This window comes from Pseudomonas sp. CGJS7 (genome assembly GCF_036961695.1).
In genome coordinates this window covers 143,060-163,454 of the sequence record NZ_JBAMDI010000001.1, presented here as the reverse complement: position 1 = coordinate 163,454, position 20,395 = coordinate 143,060, and the positions used below count along the sequence as shown (strand labels likewise).

Annotated in this window: 20 protein-coding genes and 2 pseudogenes; 8 read left to right on the top strand and 14 right to left on the bottom strand. The window is 63.4% G+C overall.

Annotation, left to right across the window (positions count from 1 at the left end):
• Positions 1-328: 328 nt before the first annotated feature.
• Both V7787_RS00755 and V7787_RS00750 read right to left on the bottom strand, forming a co-directional pair.
• Entirely contained in the window at positions 329-553 is a 225-nt protein-coding gene (locus V7787_RS00755; RefSeq protein WP_020190819.1) for a metallothionein, read from the bottom strand.
• Positions 550-1,014 (bottom strand): phosphotransferase system, HPr-related protein, encoded by a 465-nt coding sequence (locus tag V7787_RS00750; RefSeq protein WP_198746950.1) that lies wholly within the window; start codon positions 1,012-1,014, stop codon positions 550-552. The genes V7787_RS00755 and V7787_RS00750 overlap by 4 nt, the downstream gene beginning before the upstream one ends.
• 127 nt (positions 1,015-1,141) lie before the next feature.
• On the opposite strand from V7787_RS00750, the gene ligD reads away from it, so the two are divergent.
• From ligD to V7787_RS00725, 5 genes are read left to right on the top strand one after another with little or no spacing between them, the layout of a single operon-like run.
• A complete protein-coding gene (ligD, locus tag V7787_RS00745; RefSeq protein WP_198746949.1) occupies positions 1,142-3,643 on the top strand; it encodes a DNA ligase D in 2,502 nt (833 codons plus the stop codon).
• Between the two features lie 40 nt (positions 3,644-3,683).
• Positions 3,684-4,727, top strand: a complete 1,044-nt coding sequence (locus V7787_RS00740) for an acyl-CoA dehydrogenase (RefSeq protein WP_336084805.1) — start codon at positions 3,684-3,686, stop codon at positions 4,725-4,727.
• Positions 4,724-5,479 carry a PIG-L deacetylase family protein gene (locus V7787_RS00735; protein WP_198746948.1) on the top strand — a complete coding sequence of 252 codons (756 nt, stop codon included), beginning with the start codon at positions 4,724-4,726 and terminating at the stop codon, positions 5,477-5,479. Before V7787_RS00740 ends, V7787_RS00735 begins: the two co-directional genes overlap by 4 nt.
• A gap of 11 nt (positions 5,480-5,490) precedes the next feature.
• Positions 5,491-6,090 (top strand): class I SAM-dependent methyltransferase, encoded by a 600-nt coding sequence (locus tag V7787_RS00730; RefSeq protein WP_020190824.1) that lies wholly within the window; start codon positions 5,491-5,493, stop codon positions 6,088-6,090.
• Positions 6,087-6,746, top strand: a complete 660-nt coding sequence (locus V7787_RS00725; RefSeq protein WP_029615402.1) for a glycosyltransferase — start codon at positions 6,087-6,089, stop codon at positions 6,744-6,746. Before V7787_RS00730 ends, V7787_RS00725 begins: the two co-directional genes overlap by 4 nt.
• A gap of 22 nt (positions 6,747-6,768) precedes the next feature.
• On the opposite strand, the gene ku is transcribed toward V7787_RS00725, so the two are convergent.
• From ku to V7787_RS00675, 10 genes and pseudogenes are all read right to left on the bottom strand, one after another.
• Positions 6,769-7,590 carry a non-homologous end joining protein Ku gene (gene ku / locus V7787_RS00720; protein ID WP_336084801.1) on the bottom strand — a complete coding sequence of 274 codons (822 nt, stop codon included), beginning with the start codon at positions 7,588-7,590 and terminating at the stop codon, positions 6,769-6,771.
• An 85-nt stretch (positions 7,591-7,675) separates the two neighbouring features.
• Positions 7,676-8,263 (bottom strand): 5'-methylthioadenosine/S-adenosylhomocysteine nucleosidase family protein, encoded by a 588-nt coding sequence (locus V7787_RS00715; protein WP_198746946.1) that lies wholly within the window; start codon positions 8,261-8,263, stop codon positions 7,676-7,678.
• 56 nt (positions 8,264-8,319) lie between these two features.
• Positions 8,320-9,426 carry a carboxylate-amine ligase gene (locus V7787_RS00710; protein WP_336084798.1) on the bottom strand — a complete coding sequence of 369 codons (1,107 nt, stop codon included), beginning with the start codon at positions 9,424-9,426 and terminating at the stop codon, positions 8,320-8,322.
• Positions 9,427-9,432: 6 nt separating this feature from the next.
• Entirely contained in the window at positions 9,433-10,386 is a 954-nt protein-coding gene (locus V7787_RS00705) for a class I SAM-dependent methyltransferase (protein ID WP_336084796.1), read from the bottom strand.
• Positions 10,386-11,717: an iron-containing redox enzyme family protein gene (locus V7787_RS00700; protein WP_064492032.1), complete on the bottom strand. Its 1,332-nt coding sequence runs from the start codon at positions 11,715-11,717 to the stop codon at positions 10,386-10,388. Before V7787_RS00700 ends, V7787_RS00705 begins: the two co-directional genes overlap by 1 nt.
• A gap of 18 nt (positions 11,718-11,735) precedes the next feature.
• Positions 11,736-11,933 carry a hypothetical protein gene (locus tag V7787_RS00695; protein ID WP_021784729.1) on the bottom strand — a complete coding sequence of 66 codons (198 nt, stop codon included), beginning with the start codon at positions 11,931-11,933 and terminating at the stop codon, positions 11,736-11,738.
• Between the two features lie 58 nt (positions 11,934-11,991).
• Positions 11,992-12,117 (bottom strand): annotated as a pseudogene (locus V7787_RS00690) (general stress protein); the annotation flags it as partial.
• Between the two features lie 204 nt (positions 12,118-12,321).
• A pseudogene (locus V7787_RS00685) lies at positions 12,322-13,605 on the bottom strand (NTP/NDP exchange transporter).
• 4 nt (positions 13,606-13,609) lie between these two features.
• On the bottom strand, positions 13,610-14,521 hold the full coding sequence (locus V7787_RS00680) for an aldo/keto reductase (RefSeq protein ID WP_064492030.1): 912 nt from the start codon (positions 14,519-14,521) through the stop codon (positions 13,610-13,612).
• A gap of 89 nt (positions 14,522-14,610) precedes the next feature.
• On the bottom strand, positions 14,611-15,474 hold the full coding sequence (locus V7787_RS00675) for a Dyp-type peroxidase (RefSeq protein WP_064492029.1): 864 nt from the start codon (positions 15,472-15,474) through the stop codon (positions 14,611-14,613).
• Positions 15,475-15,658: 184 nt separating this feature from the next.
• On the opposite strand from V7787_RS00675, the gene V7787_RS00670 reads away from it, so the two are divergent.
• The gene (locus tag V7787_RS00670) at positions 15,659-16,552 is read left to right on the top strand and encodes a bile acid:sodium symporter family protein (protein ID WP_012052327.1); all 894 of its coding nucleotides are present in this window, start codon (positions 15,659-15,661) and stop codon (positions 16,550-16,552) included.
• A gap of 43 nt (positions 16,553-16,595) precedes the next feature.
• Here the strand turns inward: V7787_RS00670 and V7787_RS00665 are convergent, their stop codons facing one another.
• Positions 16,596-17,063 carry a sterol desaturase family protein gene (locus tag V7787_RS00665; RefSeq protein ID WP_064492028.1) on the bottom strand — a complete coding sequence of 156 codons (468 nt, stop codon included), beginning with the start codon at positions 17,061-17,063 and terminating at the stop codon, positions 16,596-16,598.
• Positions 17,064-17,460: 397 nt separating this feature from the next.
• On the opposite strand from V7787_RS00665, the gene V7787_RS00660 reads away from it, so the two are divergent.
• Both V7787_RS00660 and V7787_RS00655 read left to right on the top strand, forming a co-directional pair.
• Positions 17,461-18,174, top strand: a complete 714-nt coding sequence (locus tag V7787_RS00660; RefSeq protein ID WP_004374444.1) for an MgtC/SapB family protein — start codon at positions 17,461-17,463, stop codon at positions 18,172-18,174.
• Between the two features lie 17 nt (positions 18,175-18,191).
• Entirely contained in the window at positions 18,192-18,701 is a 510-nt protein-coding gene (locus V7787_RS00655) for a GNAT family N-acetyltransferase (protein WP_064492027.1), read from the top strand.
• Between the two features lie 41 nt (positions 18,702-18,742).
• Here the strand turns inward: V7787_RS00655 and V7787_RS00650 are convergent, their stop codons facing one another.
• Positions 18,743-20,311, bottom strand: coding sequence for a sensor domain-containing diguanylate cyclase (locus tag V7787_RS00650; protein ID WP_064492026.1), 1,569 nt, complete (start codon positions 20,309-20,311; stop codon positions 18,743-18,745).
• Between the last annotated feature and the right edge of the window lie 84 nt (positions 20,312-20,395).

Below are 20,395 nucleotides of genomic sequence, written 5' to 3'. Positions count from 1 at the left end.
GCAACACGCTGCATGGCACCGGCTTTGCCGGTGTTCGCGGGTGAACCCGCTCCTACGGGGGACGCGCCAAGAAACCAACCAGGCCCAAGACATGCGCCATAAATGTAGGAGCGGGTTTACCCGCGAAGCAGGCAACACGTTGCATGGCACCGGCTTTGCCGGTGTTCGCGGGTGAACCCGCTCCTACGGGGGGACACGCCGAGAAACCAACCAGGCCCAAGCCATGCGCCGTAAATGTAGGAGCGGGTTTACCCGCGAAGCAGGCAACGCAACACCCTAGGCCCAAAGGACTGGGCGACCGGGTGAAAAGGCAGCCCGCCTACTGGCTTCAGGGCGATATCGGATCGCTCGCCGGAAAGGTTTCATCCAGTGCATTGTCCACCGCGTTCTCACTTGGCTTTTCACCGCAATGGCAGTCCTGCATCCGGCATGGCTCACTGTTGCTGTGCCCGCTGGCACAGGCCTGGCAGCAGTAGGCCTTGCCGTCGCGTTGCAAGGCATTGGCATCCACCGTGCAGGAACAGTGCGCGCAGGCGCAGCGTTGTTCGTTCATGGCTTGCTCTCCTCGTCGTCTATCACATCGTCGGTCCAGGGCACCCCGTCTAGCGGCGCGGATCGGGCCAGTTCGGCCTCGTCCAGGCCAATGCCGCCACCGATCTCATCGGCATCCACCTCGCGCAGACGCTGGTCTGCCGGGCCGCCACTGCCGCCCGGTTCGTGGGGGTCGCGGGCACCGGTTTCGTCCAGCAGGGTGTCCGGGCTCAAATCGTCGTAGGTGACATTGTCCTCATGCAGGCTGTCACTCAGCGCCTCGCCGCCGGTCATGCCACTTTGCGCCACGCGCCGGGGGGGAAACTCACGGTCGACCTCGGCGGCCGGTCGCTCGTCGCCCACACGCCCTTCGCGCTCATCCAGGCGTTCATCGAAATCCAGCTCATGCACGCTGCCCATGCGGTCTTCGATGTCATCGATTTCGGTGGGGGTGTATGGCTTAGGTGCATCGGGTCGGGTCATGTGCGTTCTCCATCAGGTGGCTTCATTCGGTCGACTACGCCAGCTCACGGAAGATTCAGAGTTTTTTGAACTACCGCCTCGGCCGGCGCCTCCCACGTTAGAGACCGTGATCTGCCCGGAGCCCGCCATGGCCAAGCCCCTGCAGGAATATGCGCGCAAGCGCGACTTCAACGCTACACCCGAGCCCAGCGGCAAACGCAAACGTGGCAAACGGGCCCATGCGCTGCAGTTCTGCATCCAGAAACACGACGCCAGTCATTTGCACTACGACTTCCGCCTGGAGCTCGATGGCACCCTGAAAAGCTGGGCGATCCCCAAAGGTCCGTCGTTGGACCCCAAGGTGCGCCGCCTGGCGGTGCATGTGGAGGATCACCCGCTGGACTACGCCGATTTCGAGGGCCATATCCCGGAAGGCCACTATGGTGCAGGGGACGTGATCGTCTGGGACCGCGGTATCTGGGAGCCTGAAGGCGACGCGCATGAAGCCTACGCCAAAGGCAAGCTGCGATTCCGCCTGCTGGGTGAGAAGCTAGGCGGCGTGTGGAACCTGTTCCGCACCCACCTGGCCGGCAAGAAAGAGCAATGGATGCTGGTCAAGTCGCACGACGCCCAGGCGCGCAGCGAAACCGAGTACAGCATTGTCGAGGCCCTGCCCGACAGCGTGCTCAGCGAGCGCACGCTGGTGCCACGCAAATCCGCTGCCAAAAAAGCCACTGCCCCGCGCAGCAGCCGTAAACGCGCCGACAAAGCTCAGGCTGCACCCTTGCCAGCACAGTTACAGCCACAGCTGGCAACGTTGGTGGACTCTCCCCCCAGCGGCGACTGGCGCTACGAAGTCAAGTTCGATGGCTACCGTATCCTGGCCCGCATCGAGGGCCAGGACATCCGCCTGTTCACCCGCAACGGCCATGACTGGAGCAGCAAGATGCCCCGGCAGGTTGCCGCCCTGCGCGCGCTGGGCATCGACTCGGCCTGGCTCGATGGCGAAATGGTGGTGGCCGATGACACCGGCATGGCTGATTTCCAGGCGCTGCAGAACGCCTTCGATACCGAGCACGACGAACGCATCACCTATTACCTGTTCGACCTGCCATTTCTGGGCGGTCAGGACCTGCGACAGCTACCGCTGCAGAACCGCCGCGATACATTGCGCCAACTGCTTGAGCACAACCATTCCGACGTCATCAAGTATTCCGCCGACTTCGACGAACCTGTCGAATCGCTACTCGACAGTGCCTGCCGGCTGAAGCTGGAAGGCCTGATCGGCAAGCGGGCTGACAGTGTTTACAGCGGCCGCCGTAGCCCGGACTGGATCAAGCTCAAGTGCAAGCAACGCCAGGAATTCGTGATCGTCGGCTACACCGACCCCAAAGGCAGCCGCAGCGGCTTCGGTGCCCTGCTGCTGGCCCTGCACGACAATGAGAGTGGCGAGCTGCGCTATGCCGGCAAGGTTGGTACCGGCTTCAATACCACGACACTGGCCAGCATCCATGCGCGGCTCAAGCCCCTGGAAATCGCCAGCCCTGCCCTGCCCTCACCGCCGGCCGGAGCCGAAGCGCGTGGTGTGCACTGGCTGCGGCCGCAGCTGTTGGCGGAAGTCGCCTTTGCCCAGATGACCCGTGACGGCATCGTGCGCCATTCGGTGTTCCACGGCCTGCGCGATGACAAGGCGGCAACCGCCATTGACCTGGAGCGCGCCATGCCCGCCAAAACTGTATCCAGCCGCAACAAGCAGGCCAAGGCGTCCGAGAACCTGGGTGAACTGCGGCTGACCCACCCCGACCGGGTCATCGACCCTTCAACCGGGGTGACCAAGCGTGAGGTCGCCGAGTATTACGCCGGCATCAGCCAGTGGATCCTGCCCCAGCTCAAGCATCGCCCGGTGGCATTGGTACGCGCCCCGGACGGCCTGGGCGGCGAGCTGTTCTTCCAGAAAAACGCGGGCCAACTGCACATACCCAATGTACTCAGCTACGAAAAGGCCGAGGCCGGCCAGGCAGCGATGGTCATCAATCGCGCCGATACGTTGCTGGGTGCGGTGCAGATGAACATGCTGGAGCTGCACACCTGGAACGCCACGGACAAGGATTTCGATAAACCGGACCGTTTTGTCCTCGACCTTGACCCTGACCCTGCGCTGCCCTGGAGGGCCATGGTGGAGGCGACCCAACTGACCCTCACCCTGCTGGACGAACTGGGCCTCAAGGTGTTCCTGAAAACCAGTGGTGGCAAGGGTATTCACGTGGTTGTGCCCTTGACCCGGCGAGCCGGGTGGGACGAGGTCAAGGACTTCAGCCACGCCATCGTCAATTACCTGGCCAAGCTGTTTCCGGAGCGCCTGAGCGCGGTGTCGGGGCCGAAAAATCGCGTGGGACGCATCTTCATCGACTACCTGCGCAACGGCAAAGGCGCCACCACGGCGTGCGCCTATTCACTGCGTGCCCGTGACGGGCTGCCGGTATCGGTACCTGTCTGGCGTGAGGAGCTGGCGCAAATAAAAGGCGCCAACCAATGGAACATCACCAACCTGCGCGAGCGTCTGGCGGAGGTCGACGACCCTTGGGCCGACATGGGCAAGGTACGCCAGTCGATCACCGCGCGCATGCGCAAGCAGCTAGGGCTCGAATGATGACGCCAAAGCGATTGGACACGACCCGGGAGGCCCGCCCATGAGCATCGTTCAGGACTTCAACCTGACCACCCTTGACCGCCTTTTACGCACCTTTGGCGAACGCCAGCTACCGCTCAACCTCGATACCCAATTGCCGCAACTGATCCAGGCGCTGCAAGCTGATCACCTCGACCTGCTACCGTTGCCGGGGCAAGGCAACACCTTGCGTCGCTGGCAGACCTTGGCACGGGTGGCCGGCTGTGACCTGGCATTGGCCAAGCTCTATGAGGGCCACACCGATGCCTTGGCGATCCTGGCGGAATGCGGCGCAGCGCACCACGCCAACGACGGCATCTGGGGCGTGTGGGCGGCAGAGCCACCCGATGCGCGGGTCCACATCACTGCGCGTGAAGGTGACCAGGTGCGCCTCAACGGCACCAAGGCCTGGTGTTCCGGTGCCTTGCAGATCGATCGCGCGCTGATTACTGCCTGGGATGAGGCCGAGCAGCCGCAATTGGTGGCAATCGAGCTGTCACAGCCAAGCCAGGGCCTGAACATCGAGCACTGGCAGGCCGTTGGCATGGCCACTACCGCCAGTGTCGAGGTGGCGTTCAACGATACCCCAGGCACGCTCATCGGCTCGCCAGGCCAATACCTCTCGCGCCCTGGCTTCTGGCAAGGCGGTGCGGGTATCGCCGCCTGCTGGTACGGCGCGGCCGAGGCGCTGGCGGATTACCTGCGTGAACATTGCCGCAAACCCCGCCCAGACCCGCATGCCGATGCGCATCTGGGCGCTGTGGACGCTGCATTGTATGGCGCCCGTGCGTCACTGCGTGAATGTGCTGCCTGGATCGATCAACAGCCCGGTGTGGATGCCAGTTTCGAAGTTCGCCGCACCCGCGCCCAGGTAGAACAGGCAGTAGAGCAGGTCATCAGCCACGTCGGGCGTGCCTTGGGGGCCACGCCGTTCTGTCGCAGCAGTCATTTTGCCCGGCTGAGCGCCGACCTGCCGGTGTTCCTGCGTCAGAGCCACGCCGAGCGTGATCTGGCGATGCTGGGCCAGCAGCTGGCCCAGTTGCCAGCCGGGATGTGGCAACTATGAGCCAGAACCTGATCCAGTCCGCGGGCGGCACGCCTTGGGCAGCCTGGCAGCAAAGCGCGCACCTGGCGCGTGCGACCTGGCTCGACTCACGCCAACTGTGCCCGCCGGGGCGCCGGCTGGTATTGATCGCGCCGCATCCGGATGACGAAATTCTCATGGCCGGCGGCCTGCTGGCAGGCTTCAAGGGGCGTGAGGATGAGCTGGTGTTGATCTCCGCCACCGACGGCGAAGGCAGCCACCCCGGCTCCAGCCACTGGACCGAACATCGCTTGCGCCGCCAGCGTCCCCAGGAAAGCCGACAGGCCCTGCAACAGCTCGACCTGGACCTTGAACGCCTGGACTGGCGCAGGCTCCACCTGAAGGATGGCCAGTTGCCGCGCGAAGAAGCGTTTCTGACCCATCACCTCACCCAGCTACTGCGACCCGATGACCTGCTGATGGCCACCTGGCGCAGTGACGGCCATTGCGATCACGAGGCCGTCGGCCGCGCCGCTGCGCAGGCGGCGGCAAGCCGTGGGGTGCACTTGGCTGAGGTACCGGTCTGGGCCTGGCACTGGGCCGAGCCTGACGACCCGCGCCTGCCATGGCCCCGTGCGCACCGCGTGCAGCTCGATGAAAGCCGTCTGGCACGCAAGCGCAAGGCCTTGGCCGCCCATGTCAGCCAGCTACAGCCGGACGGCGAGCAGCCGCCGGTGCTACCGCCGCACCTGCTGGATTGCCTTCTGCAACCTTTCGAACTGGTGTTCCTTTGAATGGAGCTGTCATGAGCCTCGATCCACAGTATTTTGCCGAGCTATACGCCACCAATGAAGACCCTTGGGCCTTTCGCACCCGCTGGTACGAGAAGCGCAAACGCGAGCTGGTGATGGCCAGCCTGCCACGGCAGTGCTATCAGCGCGTGTTCGAGCCAGCCTGCGCAAATGGCGAGCTCAGTGCGCTACTGGCCGAACGCTGCGCCGACCTGCTGTGCCAGGACCTGGACCCCACGGCCGTAGGCCTGGCCCGGGAACGCCTGGCGCACCTGCACAATGCTTCGGTCGAACTGGCCCGGTTACCGGGGGACTGGCCAGGCGGGCGCTTTGACCTGATCGTGCTCAGCGAGGTGGGCTATTACCTCGATCCCACTGACTGGCTGCAGGTCATCGAACAATCGTTGGCCAGCCTCAGCTACGACGGTGCGCTGCTGGCCTGCCACTGGAAGCACCCTATCGCGGGTTGCCCGCAGGACGGTCGCGAAGTGCACCGCCTATTGACCCGGCATTTGCCGTTGCATCAGCAGTTTCGGCATGAGGAGGCGGACTTTTTGCTGGAATACTGGTCATGCCAGCCAAGCGTCGTCGATCTCGATGAGACTTGCCCATGATCGCCGTTGTCATCCCGGCGCATAACGAAGCCCGCCGCCTTGGACGATGCCTGCGGGCGGTGCTGGTGGCTGCCCGGCAGGCGCAGCAAGCGGGACTGCACGTGGAAGTGCTGGTGGTACTGGACCGTTGCAGCGACGGCAGCGCCGCCGTGGCGCGGCGTTTCGGAGTACACATGCTGGAGGTGGAAGCCGGTAATGTCGGCATGGCACGTCGTGTGGGGGCCGCGCACATGGTCGAGCGTGGCGCCACATGGCTGGCGTGCACCGATGCGGACAGCCGGGTCCCGGCGCACTGGCTGCTGTCGCAGCTGGCCTGTAGCGCCGAGGTGGTTTGCGGCACCGTGCATATCGAGTACTGGCAACCCTGGCAGACCGCCGCGCTGCGCAAGCTGTACCAGAGCCGCTACCAGGCTTGTGAAGGGCATCGGCATGTGCATGGCGCGAATCTGGGGGTCTGCGCCGATGCTTACGAGCGTGTGGGTGGCTTCCAGCCCCTGGCGGCGCATGAGGATGTGCAACTGGTCAGCGACCTGCAGGCCAGCGGCGCCCAGATCGTCTGGACCGCCAGGCATAGCGTGGCCACCAGCAGCCGGCGCGACAGCCGCGCCCGCGAGGGGTTTGGTGATTACCTGGCCGGGTTGCAGGCGCAGTCCTGAAATCAATGGATTTCGGCGGTGTTCATGAAGCCTTGCGCGTTTTCTTCACCGGTTTCTTGCCACCCAGGCTGCGCTTGAGCAGTTCGGTCAGGTCGAGGATGTCCGCACCTTTCTCGGCCCCCCCTGCGTCGCCCTTCTCCACCGCCTCGATCTTGCCCTTGCTGGCCTTCTCTTCCACCAGGTCCATGATCGTCTGGCGGAAGGCGTCGTGATAATCCTCAGGCTTCCAGGGCCCGCTCATGTCCTCCACCAGGCGCTTGGCCATCTCCAGCTCACGCTTCTCCACCTTGCTGTCGGTCACGCTGGCTTCGAGCTCCAGCGTTTCCAGCCCGCGCACCTCTTCAGGCCAGCGCAAGGTGATCATCACCAGCGCCTGGTCCAGCGGCCGCAGCAGCGCCAAGTGCTGCCGGGTATGCAATACCACGGTGGCCAGTGCCACCTTGCCGGTCTTTTCCAGCGTCTCGCGCAGCAAGGCGTACACCTTGCCGCCACGGCGGTCCGGGGTCAGGTAGTACGGCGTATCAAAATGCTGCAGCGGAATATCGCCCGCTTCCACAAAGGAAAAGATATCGATCGTCTGGGTCGCTTCGGGCCGGGCCTTGCGGATCTCCTCCTCACTGATCACCACATAGCGGCCCTTCTCGAACTCTACGCCCTTGACGATATTGTCCTTGTCGATTTCCTTGCCGGTCACTTTGTTCACCCGCTTGTAGCCGACCGGCTCCATGCTGCGCTTGTCCAGCCAGTCGAAGTCCACGCGCTCGGTGCGCACGGCGGTATTGAGTGCCACGGGGATGTGCACAAGGCCAAAACTGATGGCGCCTTTCCAGATTGCCCGAGCCATGAGGGTGCTCCCAGGGTTGCCTGCTGATACCAGAAGTGACTGCGCCGGGCGACAAAGGTTTAGCTGCCCTGCCCTGCGGCAACTGTCACGCCTGGCTGAACAGCACCCGCTTGAACGCTTCGGCCGCCAGGTGCACTTGCACTGCCCAATCCTGCGCAGCATCGCTGCCGGCATCATCGGAAATGTATTTAAGGCACACGAACGGAATACCTTCGTCACGCGCGATCAATGCCAGCACGTAGGCTTCCATGTCGACCACGTCATAAGGCGCGTCGCCATGGTTGATCTCGAAGCTGTCACCGCTGCCACAGGCTTCCACAGCCAGGCCGGGTATTGCCACCCCGTGTTCGAGTACCACCGGGGTGTCGGACAAGGGCGTTTCATAACGGGCAAAGCCCAGTGGGGTCACATCCATGTCGCGTTGAACGAAGCGGTTACAGCACACGACTTCGCCCTTGCCATGACGCTGGCTGCCAGCCGAGCCCAGGTTGACGATAAGTTTGGGCCTGCGCCTGGCTATCGCCTTGGTCAGGGCGATAGCGGCATTGACCTTGCCAATGCCGGTGAATACGGTGTTCACCTCGGTAAAGACATCGCCAGCCTCGGCCTCGAGGGCAAAGACGAACAGCGTGTCATCCAGGGAAATGTCGGGGAATTGCTTGATAAGCATCATGGAGCAGGTGTTTCCGAGTGGCTGCAAAGGGCGCGGCCATTGTCGGTCAACCCGGGCTAAATGCAAGTCCCGGCAGCCACCACGGCGCGTAGCGCCTGCTCTTTGCCACGCCCGTCTGCCCTGGCCTGTGCCAGGCAGAGCAATTGCTGGTCGGCATGGGTACCATGGCGCAGCACGTGCAGGGCGTGCTGGCAGGCGCGCTCGGCGTCCGCGCTGTCTATGGGCATCTGGGCCTGCAGTTGGGCGAGCCAGCCTTGCGCCGTGACCGGCTGCTGCTCGTGACAACCTATGAATTGTGCGTGGCGCCCATGGCGCATGGCACGCCAGTAGTTCTCCTGGGCGATCCAGCGCAATTCGCGGCTGCTGGGCAGCGGGTCATGGCGGTAGGCAATGCTGTGTTCAACCAGGTGGCGAAACAGTGCTGCAATGCACAGAACGTCTTCCAGATTCGGGCAGCCATCGCAGATGCGCAACTCCACTGTCGGATAGCGCCGCGAAGGCCGGATTGCCCACCAAAGGTCGCCATCGGCAGCCAGTGCACCGGTTCGCTGCAACAGGGTACGGTAGCGTTCATAGGCGGCCCAGTCCGGCAACGCTTCGGGCAAGCCCATGTGCGGCCACTCACCACAGATCACACGGCGATAGCTCATGTACCCGGTAGGCTGGCCAGCCCACAGGGGCGACGAAGTGCTCAACGCCAGCAACAACGGTAACCAGGGCAAAAGGCGGTTGATCAGTTGCATGCGGTCACAAGCCGGCGGCACGCCAACGTGCACATGCAGGCCATTGAGCAGGCTACGCCTTGCCACATGGCGGTAGTCATCGAACAGCTGCTTATAGTGCCCTTGTGCCGCGGGCTTCTGCAGCAGCCACGCGGCGCAGGGGTGGCTTGCCGCAGCGTATGGCCCCATCCCCTCTTCGGCCAATGCCACGCGCAGCCGTTGACGGCTGCGCTGGAAAAACTCACGTGCTTCATACAGGTTGGTGAACACCGGCGACGCCAGCTCGATCTGGCTGCGGAACATTTCCTGGGCGAAATAGCGGCCAAGTGCTTCACGGCAGCGCCCCATCACCACGGGTGACGGTGTAGCCGTAACCTGACCCGAGCCCAGTTTCACCAGCAGGTACTCTTCCTCGATGCCGAACGTACAGGGCCGGATCATGCTGACTCAGCGGCTGCGGGTAACGGTGAGCGCCACGGCGGCGATGCGCTCGACCTGTTCATAGCCCGGCTCAGCCAGTTGCTCGCCAAATACATCGGGGTCGATTTCCCGATACACCCAGGCCCAATCCTGACCGGCCAGGCGCAGGCGGATGGCTTCGAGCAAGGCATCGCGGCCTTCGACAATGGCCACCCCTGTGTATAGCAGCAACGTACCGTGGCGGCTCAGCCGATCGCGAGCCTGCTCCACGATACGTAGCGACAGGTCGACGCCTAGCGCGCCTCCGCCGTGACGGTACAGGCGGGCGTTGGGGTCAAGCATGTAGGGCGGGTTGGCAACGATCAGGTCGAACGTGCCGCTGATACCGTCCAGCAAGTCGCTGGGCTCGACCGACACGTTACTCACACCCGCCAGGGCTGCATTGATTGCCGTATAGCGCAGTGCCAGGGGGTTGATGTCAACGGCGCTGACCTGTGCGTGCTGGGCGGCGCGGGCAATCAGCAAGGCGCCCACCCCGCTGCCACAGCCGATATCCACTGCATGCTCGACCCGCGCGGGGCAGTGCTGAAGGTGATCGTGAATGACCTGGGCAAAGCGGTAACTGTCCGGGCCGAAGAACACGGCATCGCTGGCGTCGGTTGGAAACGCCGAATGCAGCAACAGAAATTCATCCAGGCTGGACCAGCGTACCGTGCTGGTCAGCAGTTCACCCTGCGCAACTAACGCCTGCGCACGTTCGAGCAACTGCAACTGATCTTCCGACAGCAAACCGGGGTCGAAAGGTCGGCTCCAGCCGAATACATCGCGCAGGGTGCTGGCCTGCCCGCAGCCCACGCGGGCATTGACGCGCGCGTGGGTGGCGGGCGTTACGCAGGTAAAGCGGTATCCATCGGCACGCAGGCGCTGTCCCAGTTGCAGCAACGCCTGGTCTGCCTCGATTTGCCTGGGCGCAAGCATCATCAACGCGGTTCCTCCTGGCGCAGCCCGGTTACGCGCATGTAGGCGCGCGTGGCAGACAGACCGTCCGGCGTGGCGTGGCGGTTGCCAGCCATCCGCTGGATCAAGGCCTCGGGGGCCACATTCAAGGCGTCGCCGGGTATTTCCTCATGCACCTCCGGCAGCCCCCAACTGCCAGGGGCCACGCGGCGGGTAGACGGCCGCCAGTCGTCGGCGATCCAGTCATGCCAAAGCTGTTTTTCATAGGCGTTGAAGACACCGAACATCGCCGCAGACGGCCCCTCGATCAGCGTCCACCAGCGGCTGTTAGCTGGCGGCTGCCCTCTGCGGATCCAGCCATGAGCCTGTAATGCGGCAACGAATGCGGGCATGGCGCCGGGTTCGGCCAGCCATTGATTGATCGTGCGCTGCTGCAGACGGCAATGGTCGGCATGCATGAACTGGCCGTATACCCGCTTGCGTTCCAAGGCTGCGAACAGTTCAGCTTGCAGGTCGAACTGGCGGATGAGGTCTGGCGTGGCGATACCCCGGTCATTCAGACGGTAGCCGCGGCGCACCCTGGCGTAGAACCCCTGGGGGTCACGCGGGGGGCTTAGCTGGTTCAATGCCTGGATTGCCAGGCGCGCGTGGCCGCTGGCGGCATTGTCGATGGTCACGTGCAGCTGAAAATACTGCCCGTCGATGCCTAGCTCGGCCAGCTCGTACGTGGTGATCAACAGATGCAGCGGTGGCTGCTCATAACCGAGGTTGTAGCCAACCACCTCTGGCAGGTAACTGTTGCAATGCTGCCCCAGCGCAAGTTGCAGGGCCCCTTGCAGATATCGCGTGTCATCCAGGGGCATGGCCTCTACGCAACCCAGGCGACCAAGCAGACGCTGATAGATCAGCACATGGTTGCAGCGTGGGTCGCCGTTGCCGAGCTCTTCCAGGTAAGTGCGAATCAGCCCGTGGTAACGTGGGTCGCGCCAGTGATGCAGGGTGCCCTGTAGCCAGGCGCCGTCGACGGCCTTGGTCGGCGCAACCTGTTGCAGGAACCACAATGCGTGGGCGCGGTTGGAAAAGTAACGGCGTGGCATGCCTTGACGGCGTTGTGCCATGTAACGGGTATAGGCCTCGGCAACCTTGGCAGCATGCTTTCTGCTCCAGACCGGCAACTCGGACGGTGTGTCGGGCAAGTCGTCCGGCATGCTTGCGGCACCCGCCAGTTGCTCCTCGAGCCATGAGGCGCTGCCAGCATCCTGCCCTGCGAGCATTGTTTCATAGCGTTGTCGCAGACTGGTCGATTCGGCGGCCACTTGCGCAGCGCTTGCAGTATTGCGGTTCATCACCGTCATGCCGTGCTCCTTGTCTACTTACTGGCTCGGCTTCTGCCCCGGCATCGGCTCGGGGTCGGGCGCAGGCTGCGGTGCAGGCTTGCTATCCGGTTGCTGCATCTGCAGCGAAGGTTTGCTGGGGTCCGAATCTTTGCCGGGGTGGTCATTGTCGCGATCGAAACAACCGCCGACCAAACTCAGCGAACCCATCAGGATGATCAGTGGAGTCAGGCGCATGGAGTACCCCCTTGGATAATTGCAGTGCCAGGTCGCCCCGGCACTGCGCCTCGGTCAGTTACGAACGGCCGCCCTTGTGGCCCGACTCGCGGTCGTGGGGCATGTTGCCGCCCGAGGACTGGCCGCCTTTGCGACCGGCTTCGGAGGCTTTTTCACGGTCATTGGCGAAATTGCCCGGGTTCTTGTTACCGCCTTGGCTGCCTTGTTGATTGCCGGTGCGGCTGTTGTCTTTAGTGGCCATGGTGTTCAAACCTCATATGACTTCGGAATGCACGGCAAGATGCCGTACACAGATTCGGAGTTCGGCGATATCGGCAGATTCGCTTTATTACGAGAGGTTCGGACCGGTGGCGTTAAATAAGCGGCATCGCCGTATTTGGTGCGCGTGTCAGTGGTGCGGCGGGCTATCCATGCGCGCCTGGCGCCGGCCCAGCCAACCACCCGTCGCGGCCCAGCCCACGGCAAGCAGCGCGCCGATCAGCATCGCCAATTGCGGGTGCTCGCCCATGACGTCCAACCCACGCTTGACCCAGCCGCTCAGCGCATCGCCGCCACGGTAGACCACCGTGTCGATGAAGTTCTTGGCTTTGTACTTGTCCTCGGCGGGCAGCACGGTGAACAGCATCTCCCGCCCTGGCCGCACCAGTGCGTATTCACCTGCCCGGCGCACCACCATCACCACCACGAACAGGGCAAACACCGGGGCCAGTGCCAGCCACAAGAAGCCGGCAGCCATTATCAGCGGCACTGCAACCAGCAACACACCGACACCCAGCCGACGGGCCAGACGCCCGGTAAGAAAGACCTGGGTGAGGATGGCCAGGGCCTGCACAACCGTGTCGATCAGGCCGAACACCTGTGTCTGCCGGGTGCGGTCAGTGAAGGTTTCGCTGACAATACGCGCCTGCTCGAAGTACAGGAATGTGCTGACGCTGGCCAGCAATACCACGAACAAAGCGATGCCTAGCAGATAGGGCGAGCGCAGGACGGCGGTGGCGCCGGTAAACGGGTTGCCACCCAGTGGCCGCGCGTCCTGGTGTTTGGTTTGCATCGCAATAGGTTGGCGTGCTCGCCAGCGTTGCAGGAACAGTGTCGCGCCGATACTGCCCAGCAGAAACACCGCCGCCAGCACCAGCAACCCGGCATGGCCGAGCGGCGCCACCAGCAACGTGCCAAGCACGGGGCCACTGAGCCCGCCCAGGCTGGCCCCGGCTGCCAGCAGACCGAACAGCCGCTTGCCTTGGGCGGTGGAAAACAGATCGGCGAGCACGCTCCAGGCCAGCGAGATCGTCAGCAAATTGAACACCGACAGCCAGATATAGAACGCCCGGGCGGTCCAGAGATTGTCAGGGTTACCGGCTAAAAGTGCCGCGAACAGCAACAGGTTGCTGGAGAAAAAACCATAGGTCTAAGGCAGGATATGCCTGCGCTGCACCCTGGAGGCCAGCCAGCCAAACAGCGGCAGGCACGCCAACGTGGCAAGGAAGGTGCCGGTGAACAGCCACTGCAGGTTTTCCACGCCACCGGCAACGCCCATGGTTTCGCGTACCGGGCGCAGCATGAAGTAACCAGTGAACAGCAGATAGAACAGCAGCAAGCCGGCGATGACCGCCGGCCCCTCACCAGGCTGGATGTTCAGCCCTTGGTCCAGGCGCCGCCGCCAGGTTTGCATGGTGTCAGGCAAACTGCGTGATCAGCGCCTGTTGCTGCGCCTGGGTGAGCATTGGCTCATGCCCGGCCTTGAGCTGATCGAGCTGGCGGTCAGGTCGACTGGTAGCGGGTATGACCGTGGTCACTGCCGGGTGACTGATGGCGAACTTGAGAAACAGCTGTGCCCAGCTGCCGATGCCTGCTTCGGCAGCCCAGCCCGGCAAGGCCTGGCCTTTGACCCGGGCGAACAGCCGGCCATCGTCGAAGGCCCGATTGATCAACACCGCAACGCCCTTGTCCTGGCACAGCGGCAGCAGTTCCCGGGCAGCGTCCGGCGCGTTGACCGAGTAGTTGATCTGGATGAAGTCCGGCGGCTCGCTGCGCACGATACGGGCGACGTCGTCGTGGCCACTGTTCAGGTAATGGGTGATGCCGACATAACGTGTCCCGCCCTGCTGCTTCAGCTCGCGGGCATAAGGCAGCTGCGTCTGCCAGTCACGCAGGTTGTGAATCTGCAGCAAGTCGACCTTGTCGGTGCGCAGGCTCTTGAGGCTGCCGGCCCACTGCGCCTGGGCTTCAGCCCGGCTATTGGCGGCGATCTTGGTGGCAAGGAAGCACTGTCGGTGCCAGCCGCCCTCTTCCAGCAACTGGCCGAGAATGCTGTCGGCGCCCCCGTAGTTGGGCGAGGTGTCGATCACCCGGCCGCCGCCTTCGAAAAATGCCTTGAGCACCGTTTTGAGCTGAAGGTACTGGGGCGAACCGCTTTCTACCTCGAAACTGCCCGACGTACCGGCACCGATCACCGGCAACGCTTCACCGGTGGACGGGACTTTGCGCGCAAGCAAACCCGCCGGCGCGGCAGCGTGCAGCCAAGGGCTGGCGGCGGCCAGCAACCCCAATGTTGCACCTGCGCGTAGGACTTCACGACGTGCGTACATGGAAAATCTCCCGTCATGAATCGGAAACTTTCAAGGCTAGCCGCTCTATCCCTCGCCTGCGGGTGTTTCTGTATCCGGATGTTTAGAGATCAGGCCCGCAGCAAGGGGCTCAGATCGACACCCGTCTCGCTCATTGGCGGGCACCAGTAGTAGCCCCCCGTCAGCGGGCGGCTAAAGCGGTACAGCCCGTCGATGATGCCGTCTTCCAGGCCACTCATGCGCCGCAGCTGCACTTCGAATGCCTCGAAACTCTTGCCCAGGGCGACGAAAGCCAGGCCGGCGCCGCGTTGGTCGGCCCAGGATACCGAGCGACGGACCATGAACGCCTCGGGTTCAAAGCTTTCCTGGGCGGTGCGCTTGACGTGCGCGGACGCGGGGGCGTCGTCGAGTTCTTCGTTATCGCTCAAGCGACGGCCGATGATGTTGTCCTGGTCAGCCTGAGGCAGCGACTTGAAGTATTGCAGGTCGTGCTTCCACAACTGGAACGCGGCAAAGCTGGAGCCATCTGCGGCAATGGCCGCTTGCACCGCTTCTTCGTCTACCGGGTTTTCGGTGCCGTCTTCATAACCGGTAAGGTCATGGCCGCCCCGGTGCAGGAAGCCATCAACGCTGTCGGCCAGGCTCAGGGCGGGTGCCAGCGCCTGCTCCAGGGCCTGGGCGCGCAGCAGCAGGTCGCCACGTTCGTCGCCACGCAGCCACAGCCACAGGGCGTGTTGGGTGCTGGGGTTCTCCACCGCGGCATCCAGCAGCGGGAACGGGCGCAGGCCGGGTATTTCCCGGCCCAGGGCCTTGGCCAAGGGGGCGCCTACGCCCAGCAGCAACTGTTTGCCATCGACCTGCGGCAGCAAGGCATCCAGCGCGGCAGGCAACGCCTCGGGCGACTGCAGGGTGAAGAACAGGTGACGGGCGTGGGCCGGCACCGGGGTGGCAAGCAGACCTTGCTGGAACGGCATATCAGGCTAATCCTAAGGTAAAAACGGAATGCTACTTCGCCTGCATGCCTGCTGCAATGCGGCATGCAGCCTCGCCAGCCGCTGCACGTGGTAACAAACGGTTACCAAGAGCTGGCCCTTTGCAATTAGCTATCAATCAAGGCCGATCTACACTGCTTCAGATCCTTCGCCCGAGAGACCACTCATGACCGCCTCGCCCCTGCTCACTGCGTTTCTGCCGCTTGCCCTGGGCATCATCATGCTTGGCCTTGGGCTGTCGCTTACCCTGGCTGACTTCGCGCGCGTGGTGAAGTATCCAAAGCCCGTGGTGGTGGGCCTGGTGTGCCAGATCCTGCTGTTGCCGCTGGTGTGCTTCCTGATCGCCAACGGCTTTGGCCTGGAATCTGCCCTGGCAGTGGGGTTGATGCTGCTGGCTGCTTCGCCGGGCGGTACCACGGCCAACCTGTTCAGCCATCTGGCCCACGGTGACGTGGCATTGAACATCACCCTGACGGCGGTCAACTCACTGATCGCGATCCTGACCATGCCGTTGCTGGTGAACCTGTCGCTGAGCTGGTTCATGGCTTCGGACCAGGCTATTCCACTGCAGTTCGCCAAGGTCATGCAGGTGTTCGCCATCGTCTTGCTGCCGGTGGCGCTGGGCATGCTGATTCGCCATTTCGCCCCGGCGTTCGCTGCGCGCATGGAAAAACCGATGAAGCTGGTGGCTGCGCTGTTCCTGGCCTTCACCATCGTCCTGGCATTGGCCAAGGACTGGCAGACAGTGGTCGAGTACGCACCGGTGGTTGGCCTGGCGGCGCTGCTGTTCAACCTGCTGAGCCTGACGGTGGGCTATTGGGTGCCGCGGCTGTTGAACATTCCCAAGCGCCAGGCGATTGCCATTGGTATGGAAATTGGCATCCATAACGGGACCTTGGCGATTGCCCTGGCGTTGAGCCCTTCGCTGCTGAACAACGCGACCATGGCGGTGCCGGCTGCGTTGTACAGCTTGATCATGTTCTTTACCGCGGCCGGGTTTGGCTGGTGGGTGAGCCGCGGGCATGTGGCGGCAGAGCCCAAGGGTGAAACCGTGAACTGACGTTACCCGGTGCCCGGCAGGTGCCGGGCGTGCCAGGGATCCGTCACGATTGGCTGCGCCTGCTGCGCAATTTCTGCTTCAACACCTTCAGCGGCGGCGCATAGAAGAACCCGAACGACACGCTCCCCGTGCGCCCCTTCACCGCATGGTGCAGGCGGTGCGCGCGGTGCAAGCGTTTCAGGTAGCGGTTGACCGGCCGCGGCTTGCGCGGCCAGTGCCGGTGAAAGAAACCGTCGTGGGCCAGTACATACAGTGCACCATAGCCTGCCACACCACCGCCTACCCACTGCAAAGGCGCATAACCACTTTTGCCCAGCGCCACCAGCACCGTGGCGATCAGCCCCAAGGCCACCAGGTACAGGTCGTTGGTTTCAAGCATGCCCAGGTGTGGCTCATGGTGCGATCGGTGCAGCCACCAGCCCCAGCCATGCATGATGTACTTGTGAGCCAGTGTACCAACGCCCTCCATGGCCACCAGGGTGCCGAACAATATGGCGAGATTGAACAGCATGGAACGGTCCGGGTGATGGCAAAGGAAGGCGCAAGGTTACCGGCTGCCCAGGGTTTTTTCCATGTGGGCGTGACCGGCAGCAGGCCGTTCCCGGATGAAGCCATTGTCATGTTTTTGCCCTTGACCTGCTCTGCCCTGCGGCGTATGGTCCGCGACGCAATTTTGCCTTCCTCAACAGGAGACCTGCCTTGGACAGTAGCCCCAGTCGCTTGCGACAGGCCCGCGTGGCGCGCTAGCCCGGCAGTGTTCCGCACTGTCTGGCCGCTCTGGCAAGACGGTGGTTTCCCGTAACCCCCGCTTCTCCTTCCCTCCGCGTGGTCCTGCGCAATTTCTGGTTATTTCAACCGCGCCAACTGATGGCGTTCATGCGGGCGTGTGCCTGCGGAAGAGGTTTGCTATGGATTGGAAAGTATTTCTGCTGCGTGTCAGCATTGCCCTGGTGCTGGGGGCGCTGATCGGTGCCGAACGGCAATTGCGCCAACGCCTTACCGGGCTGCGCACCAATGCGCTGGTCAGTACCGGTGCCTGCCTGTTCGTATTGATGACCCAAGCGGTGCCAGGCATGGCGCCTGCCGATGCGTCGCGGGTCGCAGCCTATGTGGTGTCGGGCATCGGCTTTCTCGGCGGTGGCGTCATCATGCGTGATGGTTTCAATGTACGTGGCCTGAACACCGCGGCCACCTTGTGGTGCACGGCTGCGGTCGGCGTGCTGTGCAGCCTCGGGCTGATGATGGAGGCGGCACTGGGTAGCCTGGTGGTGCTCTGCGCCAACATCCTGTTGCGTGATATCGCCCAGCGTCTGGACCGTCAGGACGTGGTGCCGGCCAGCGAGGTGGAACAGCACTTCGAAGTCCGTATCGTCTGCCGCGGCGAGGACGAGATCCAGGTGCGTAGCCTGATGCTGCACAGCCTGGGCGATCCACAGCTGCGCCTGCAGTCGTTGCAGAGCCAGGACCTGGACAACCCTGCGCGCCTGGAAGTGCGCGCCGAGCTGTTGGGCACCGCGCAGGCGCCGGCGCAACTGGAGCGCCTGGTCAGCAGGGTCAGCCTGGAGAAAGGTGTAAGCTCGGTGCGCTGGCAATTGCAGCCGCAGGTGCTGGCGACGGATTAGAACGACAGGAGTGATTCATGCTTATCCGCCCGACCCTTGAACCAGACATCACGTGGCTGCCGGACGTCGAGCGCTCGGCAGCCCAGGCCTTTGCCAGTTGGCCGGCACTGGCCTGGCTGGCGCAAGGCGAAGTCATGGATTGCGCGGCGCACAGGGCTTTCGTCGAGGCAGGGGGTAGTTGGGTGGCGCAGGACGCGACTGGGCGCATTGTGGGTTTTGCATGCGCCCGGCTGGCGGATCAGGCATTGCACCTTCATGAAATATCGGTGTGCCAGGAGGCCCAAGGGCAAGGTGTCGGGCGCCGGTTGCTGCAGCAAGTGGTCGATGCAGCGCGCTGCGCCGGTGTACGCGAGCTGACGCTGACCACCTTTGTGGATGTGCCTTGGAATGCTCCGTTTTATGCCCGTTTCGGGTTTGAGATGCTTCAGGATAGCCGGCTTTGCGAACGACTCCGTGGCATCCTGGCCAGCGAGCATGCTCACGGTCTTCTCGGGCGTTGTGCAATGCGTCTGAACGTGGGGCTCTAGTTTCATCGCGCCGCATGGTGCCCCCGCGATCTCCAGCCAGGTCAGCAATTCTGCCCTGCCGCCACACTACCGGCCACGCAATACCCATCTCGCCCCTGCTGTTTGGCCTGGTACAACGCCCCATCAGCCGCCGCGACCAGCGCCTCGGCAGTACCCCCCTCCCGCGCCAGGTCGACCACCGCGATCCCGGCACTGAACGACACCCTTCCCAATGGGCTGGCGGCATGTTCCAGCGCCTGACGGCGCAACAGCTGCTGTAACTCCTGCACCAGCAGTTCCGCGCCACGGCCATCGGTATCGGGCAGCAACAGCGTGAATTCCTCCCCACCATAGCGCACCGCCAGATCGGCCGGCCGTTTCAAGGCCTGTTGCAGCACCTCGGCAAAGCGTCGCAGGCACTGGTCGCCAGCCGGGTGACCGTAGTGGTCGTTGTAGGCCTTGAAGTAGTCCAGGTCCAGCATCACCAGTGCCAGGGGATAGCCTTGGCGCCGTGCACGGCGCAGTTCAGGTTCGAACACGCCATCCAGCCGCCGACGGTTACCCAGCCCTGTAAGGCTGTCGGTCAAGGCCAACGCTTTCAGCGTCTGGTGAGCCTGGAGCAGCGCCCGCTCGATCACGATCCGCTCGCGCAGTTGGCGCAGCACCACACCGCCAAACGCTGCCAGCCCCACCAACAACAGCAGCAAGACCGCCACCGACTTGATCGCATCGTACCGCCAGGGCGCGACAATGGATTCACGCGACAGCCCCGCCTCCACGACCAACGGGTAGCTGGACAACGCGCGGTAGCCATACAGCCGAGGGGTACCGTCGACAACCGCTACCGCCTCGGCTACCCCTTCTGTGGCATACGGCAAGTGGTTGCGGAAGATCTCACTGTTGGCAAGACTTCGGCCTATCACCTGTTCCACGAACGGGCGCCGTACCAGGAGGGTGCCGTCGCGCTTGGCCAGCACCAGCGCGCCGCGTTCGTCGATCTTGAAGTCGCCGTAGTAACGCACGAACCACGCCACTTTGATGGTGCCGAGCAATACGCCGGCGAAGCTGCCGTCGGCATGCTCCAGGCGCCTGGAAATAGGAATGATCAGGTCGCCGGTGGAACGGCTGCGCACCACCGAACCGATATGTACACCAGGGTCGGTATGGCTGCGGTGATAGGCGAAGTAGTCCCGGTCGGCGTTATTGGCCTTGGGCGGGATGGCCGCCTGATCCGTGACGATCCAGCTGCCGTCCGGGCCGTAAACGAAAAGCCCGTGCAACTGCGGCATGATGCGTTTTTGCTGGGCCAGCAAGGCATGCAGGCGGGGCCGGTCGATGTGATCGAAACCATCGCCTTCCAGGCGCTCGGCCAAGGCTGCGGTAATGGCGTCGACCTGGCGGATAGCGTCCTCGGCGTGCTGCGCCGTGGCCCGGGCCAGGTTGCTGACCATGTTCTCGGCATTGTTATAGGCAAAGCGGTAGTCGCGCCAGATGCGCCAACCTTCCACCAGTACAAATGCCAGCATCACCACCAGCATGAATGCCAGTACCAGGCGGAACAGCGCCACGGCGCGGCCCTCGCCACTTATGGCGAAAAGCCCATCGTCATCCTGTTTCCTGGCTGCGCACATTGGAATCCCTGGCCCTACGGCGTTCGCCGTCTTCACTATAGTTCAGCGTCGCACGGTCGGAACCGGCGGCAAAAAAGATTAAAC

Bases quoted from the DNA above. Each gene is read 5' to 3' on its own strand.
- V7787_RS00740 (WP_336084805.1), top strand. From the start codon at position 3,684: ATGAGCATCGTTCAGGACTTCAACCTGACCACCCTTGACCGCCTTTTA.
- V7787_RS00655 (WP_064492027.1), top strand. From the start codon at position 18,192: ATGCTTATCCGCCCGACCCTTGAACCAGACATCACGTGGCTGCCGGAC.
- V7787_RS00755 (WP_020190819.1), bottom strand. From the start codon at position 553: ATGAACGAACAACGCTGCGCCTGCGCGCACTGTTCCTGCACGGTGGAT.
- V7787_RS00705 (WP_336084796.1), bottom strand. From the start codon at position 10,386: ATGATGCTTGCGCCCAGGCAAATCGAGGCAGACCAGGCGTTGCTGCAA.
- V7787_RS00660 (WP_004374444.1), top strand. From the start codon at position 17,461: ATGGATTGGAAAGTATTTCTGCTGCGTGTCAGCATTGCCCTGGTGCTG.
- V7787_RS00650 (WP_064492026.1), bottom strand. From the start codon at position 20,311: ATGTGCGCAGCCAGGAAACAGGATGACGATGGGCTTTTCGCCATAAGT.
- ligD (WP_198746949.1), top strand. From the start codon at position 1,142: ATGGCCAAGCCCCTGCAGGAATATGCGCGCAAGCGCGACTTCAACGCT.
- V7787_RS00730 (WP_020190824.1), top strand. From the start codon at position 5,491: ATGAGCCTCGATCCACAGTATTTTGCCGAGCTATACGCCACCAATGAA.
- V7787_RS00750 (WP_198746950.1), bottom strand. From the start codon at position 1,014: ATGACCCGACCCGATGCACCTAAGCCATACACCCCCACCGAAATCGAT.
- V7787_RS00680 (WP_064492030.1), bottom strand. From the start codon at position 14,521: ATGTACGCACGTCGTGAAGTCCTACGCGCAGGTGCAACATTGGGGTTG.
- V7787_RS00710 (WP_336084798.1), bottom strand. From the start codon at position 9,426: ATGATCCGGCCCTGTACGTTCGGCATCGAGGAAGAGTACCTGCTGGTG.
- V7787_RS00670 (WP_012052327.1), top strand. From the start codon at position 15,659: ATGACCGCCTCGCCCCTGCTCACTGCGTTTCTGCCGCTTGCCCTGGGC.
- V7787_RS00735 (WP_198746948.1), top strand. From the start codon at position 4,724: ATGAGCCAGAACCTGATCCAGTCCGCGGGCGGCACGCCTTGGGCAGCC.
- V7787_RS00695 (WP_021784729.1), bottom strand. From the start codon at position 11,933: ATGCGCCTGACTCCACTGATCATCCTGATGGGTTCGCTGAGTTTGGTC.
- V7787_RS00665 (WP_064492028.1), bottom strand. From the start codon at position 17,063: ATGCTGTTCAATCTCGCCATATTGTTCGGCACCCTGGTGGCCATGGAG.
- V7787_RS00700 (WP_064492032.1), bottom strand. From the start codon at position 11,717: ATGACGGTGATGAACCGCAATACTGCAAGCGCTGCGCAAGTGGCCGCC.
- V7787_RS00715 (WP_198746946.1), bottom strand. From the start codon at position 8,263: ATGATGCTTATCAAGCAATTCCCCGACATTTCCCTGGATGACACGCTG.
- ku (WP_336084801.1), bottom strand. From the start codon at position 7,590: ATGGCTCGGGCAATCTGGAAAGGCGCCATCAGTTTTGGCCTTGTGCAC.
- V7787_RS00725 (WP_029615402.1), top strand. From the start codon at position 6,087: ATGATCGCCGTTGTCATCCCGGCGCATAACGAAGCCCGCCGCCTTGGA.
- V7787_RS00675 (WP_064492029.1), bottom strand. From the start codon at position 15,474: ATGCCGTTCCAGCAAGGTCTGCTTGCCACCCCGGTGCCGGCCCACGCC.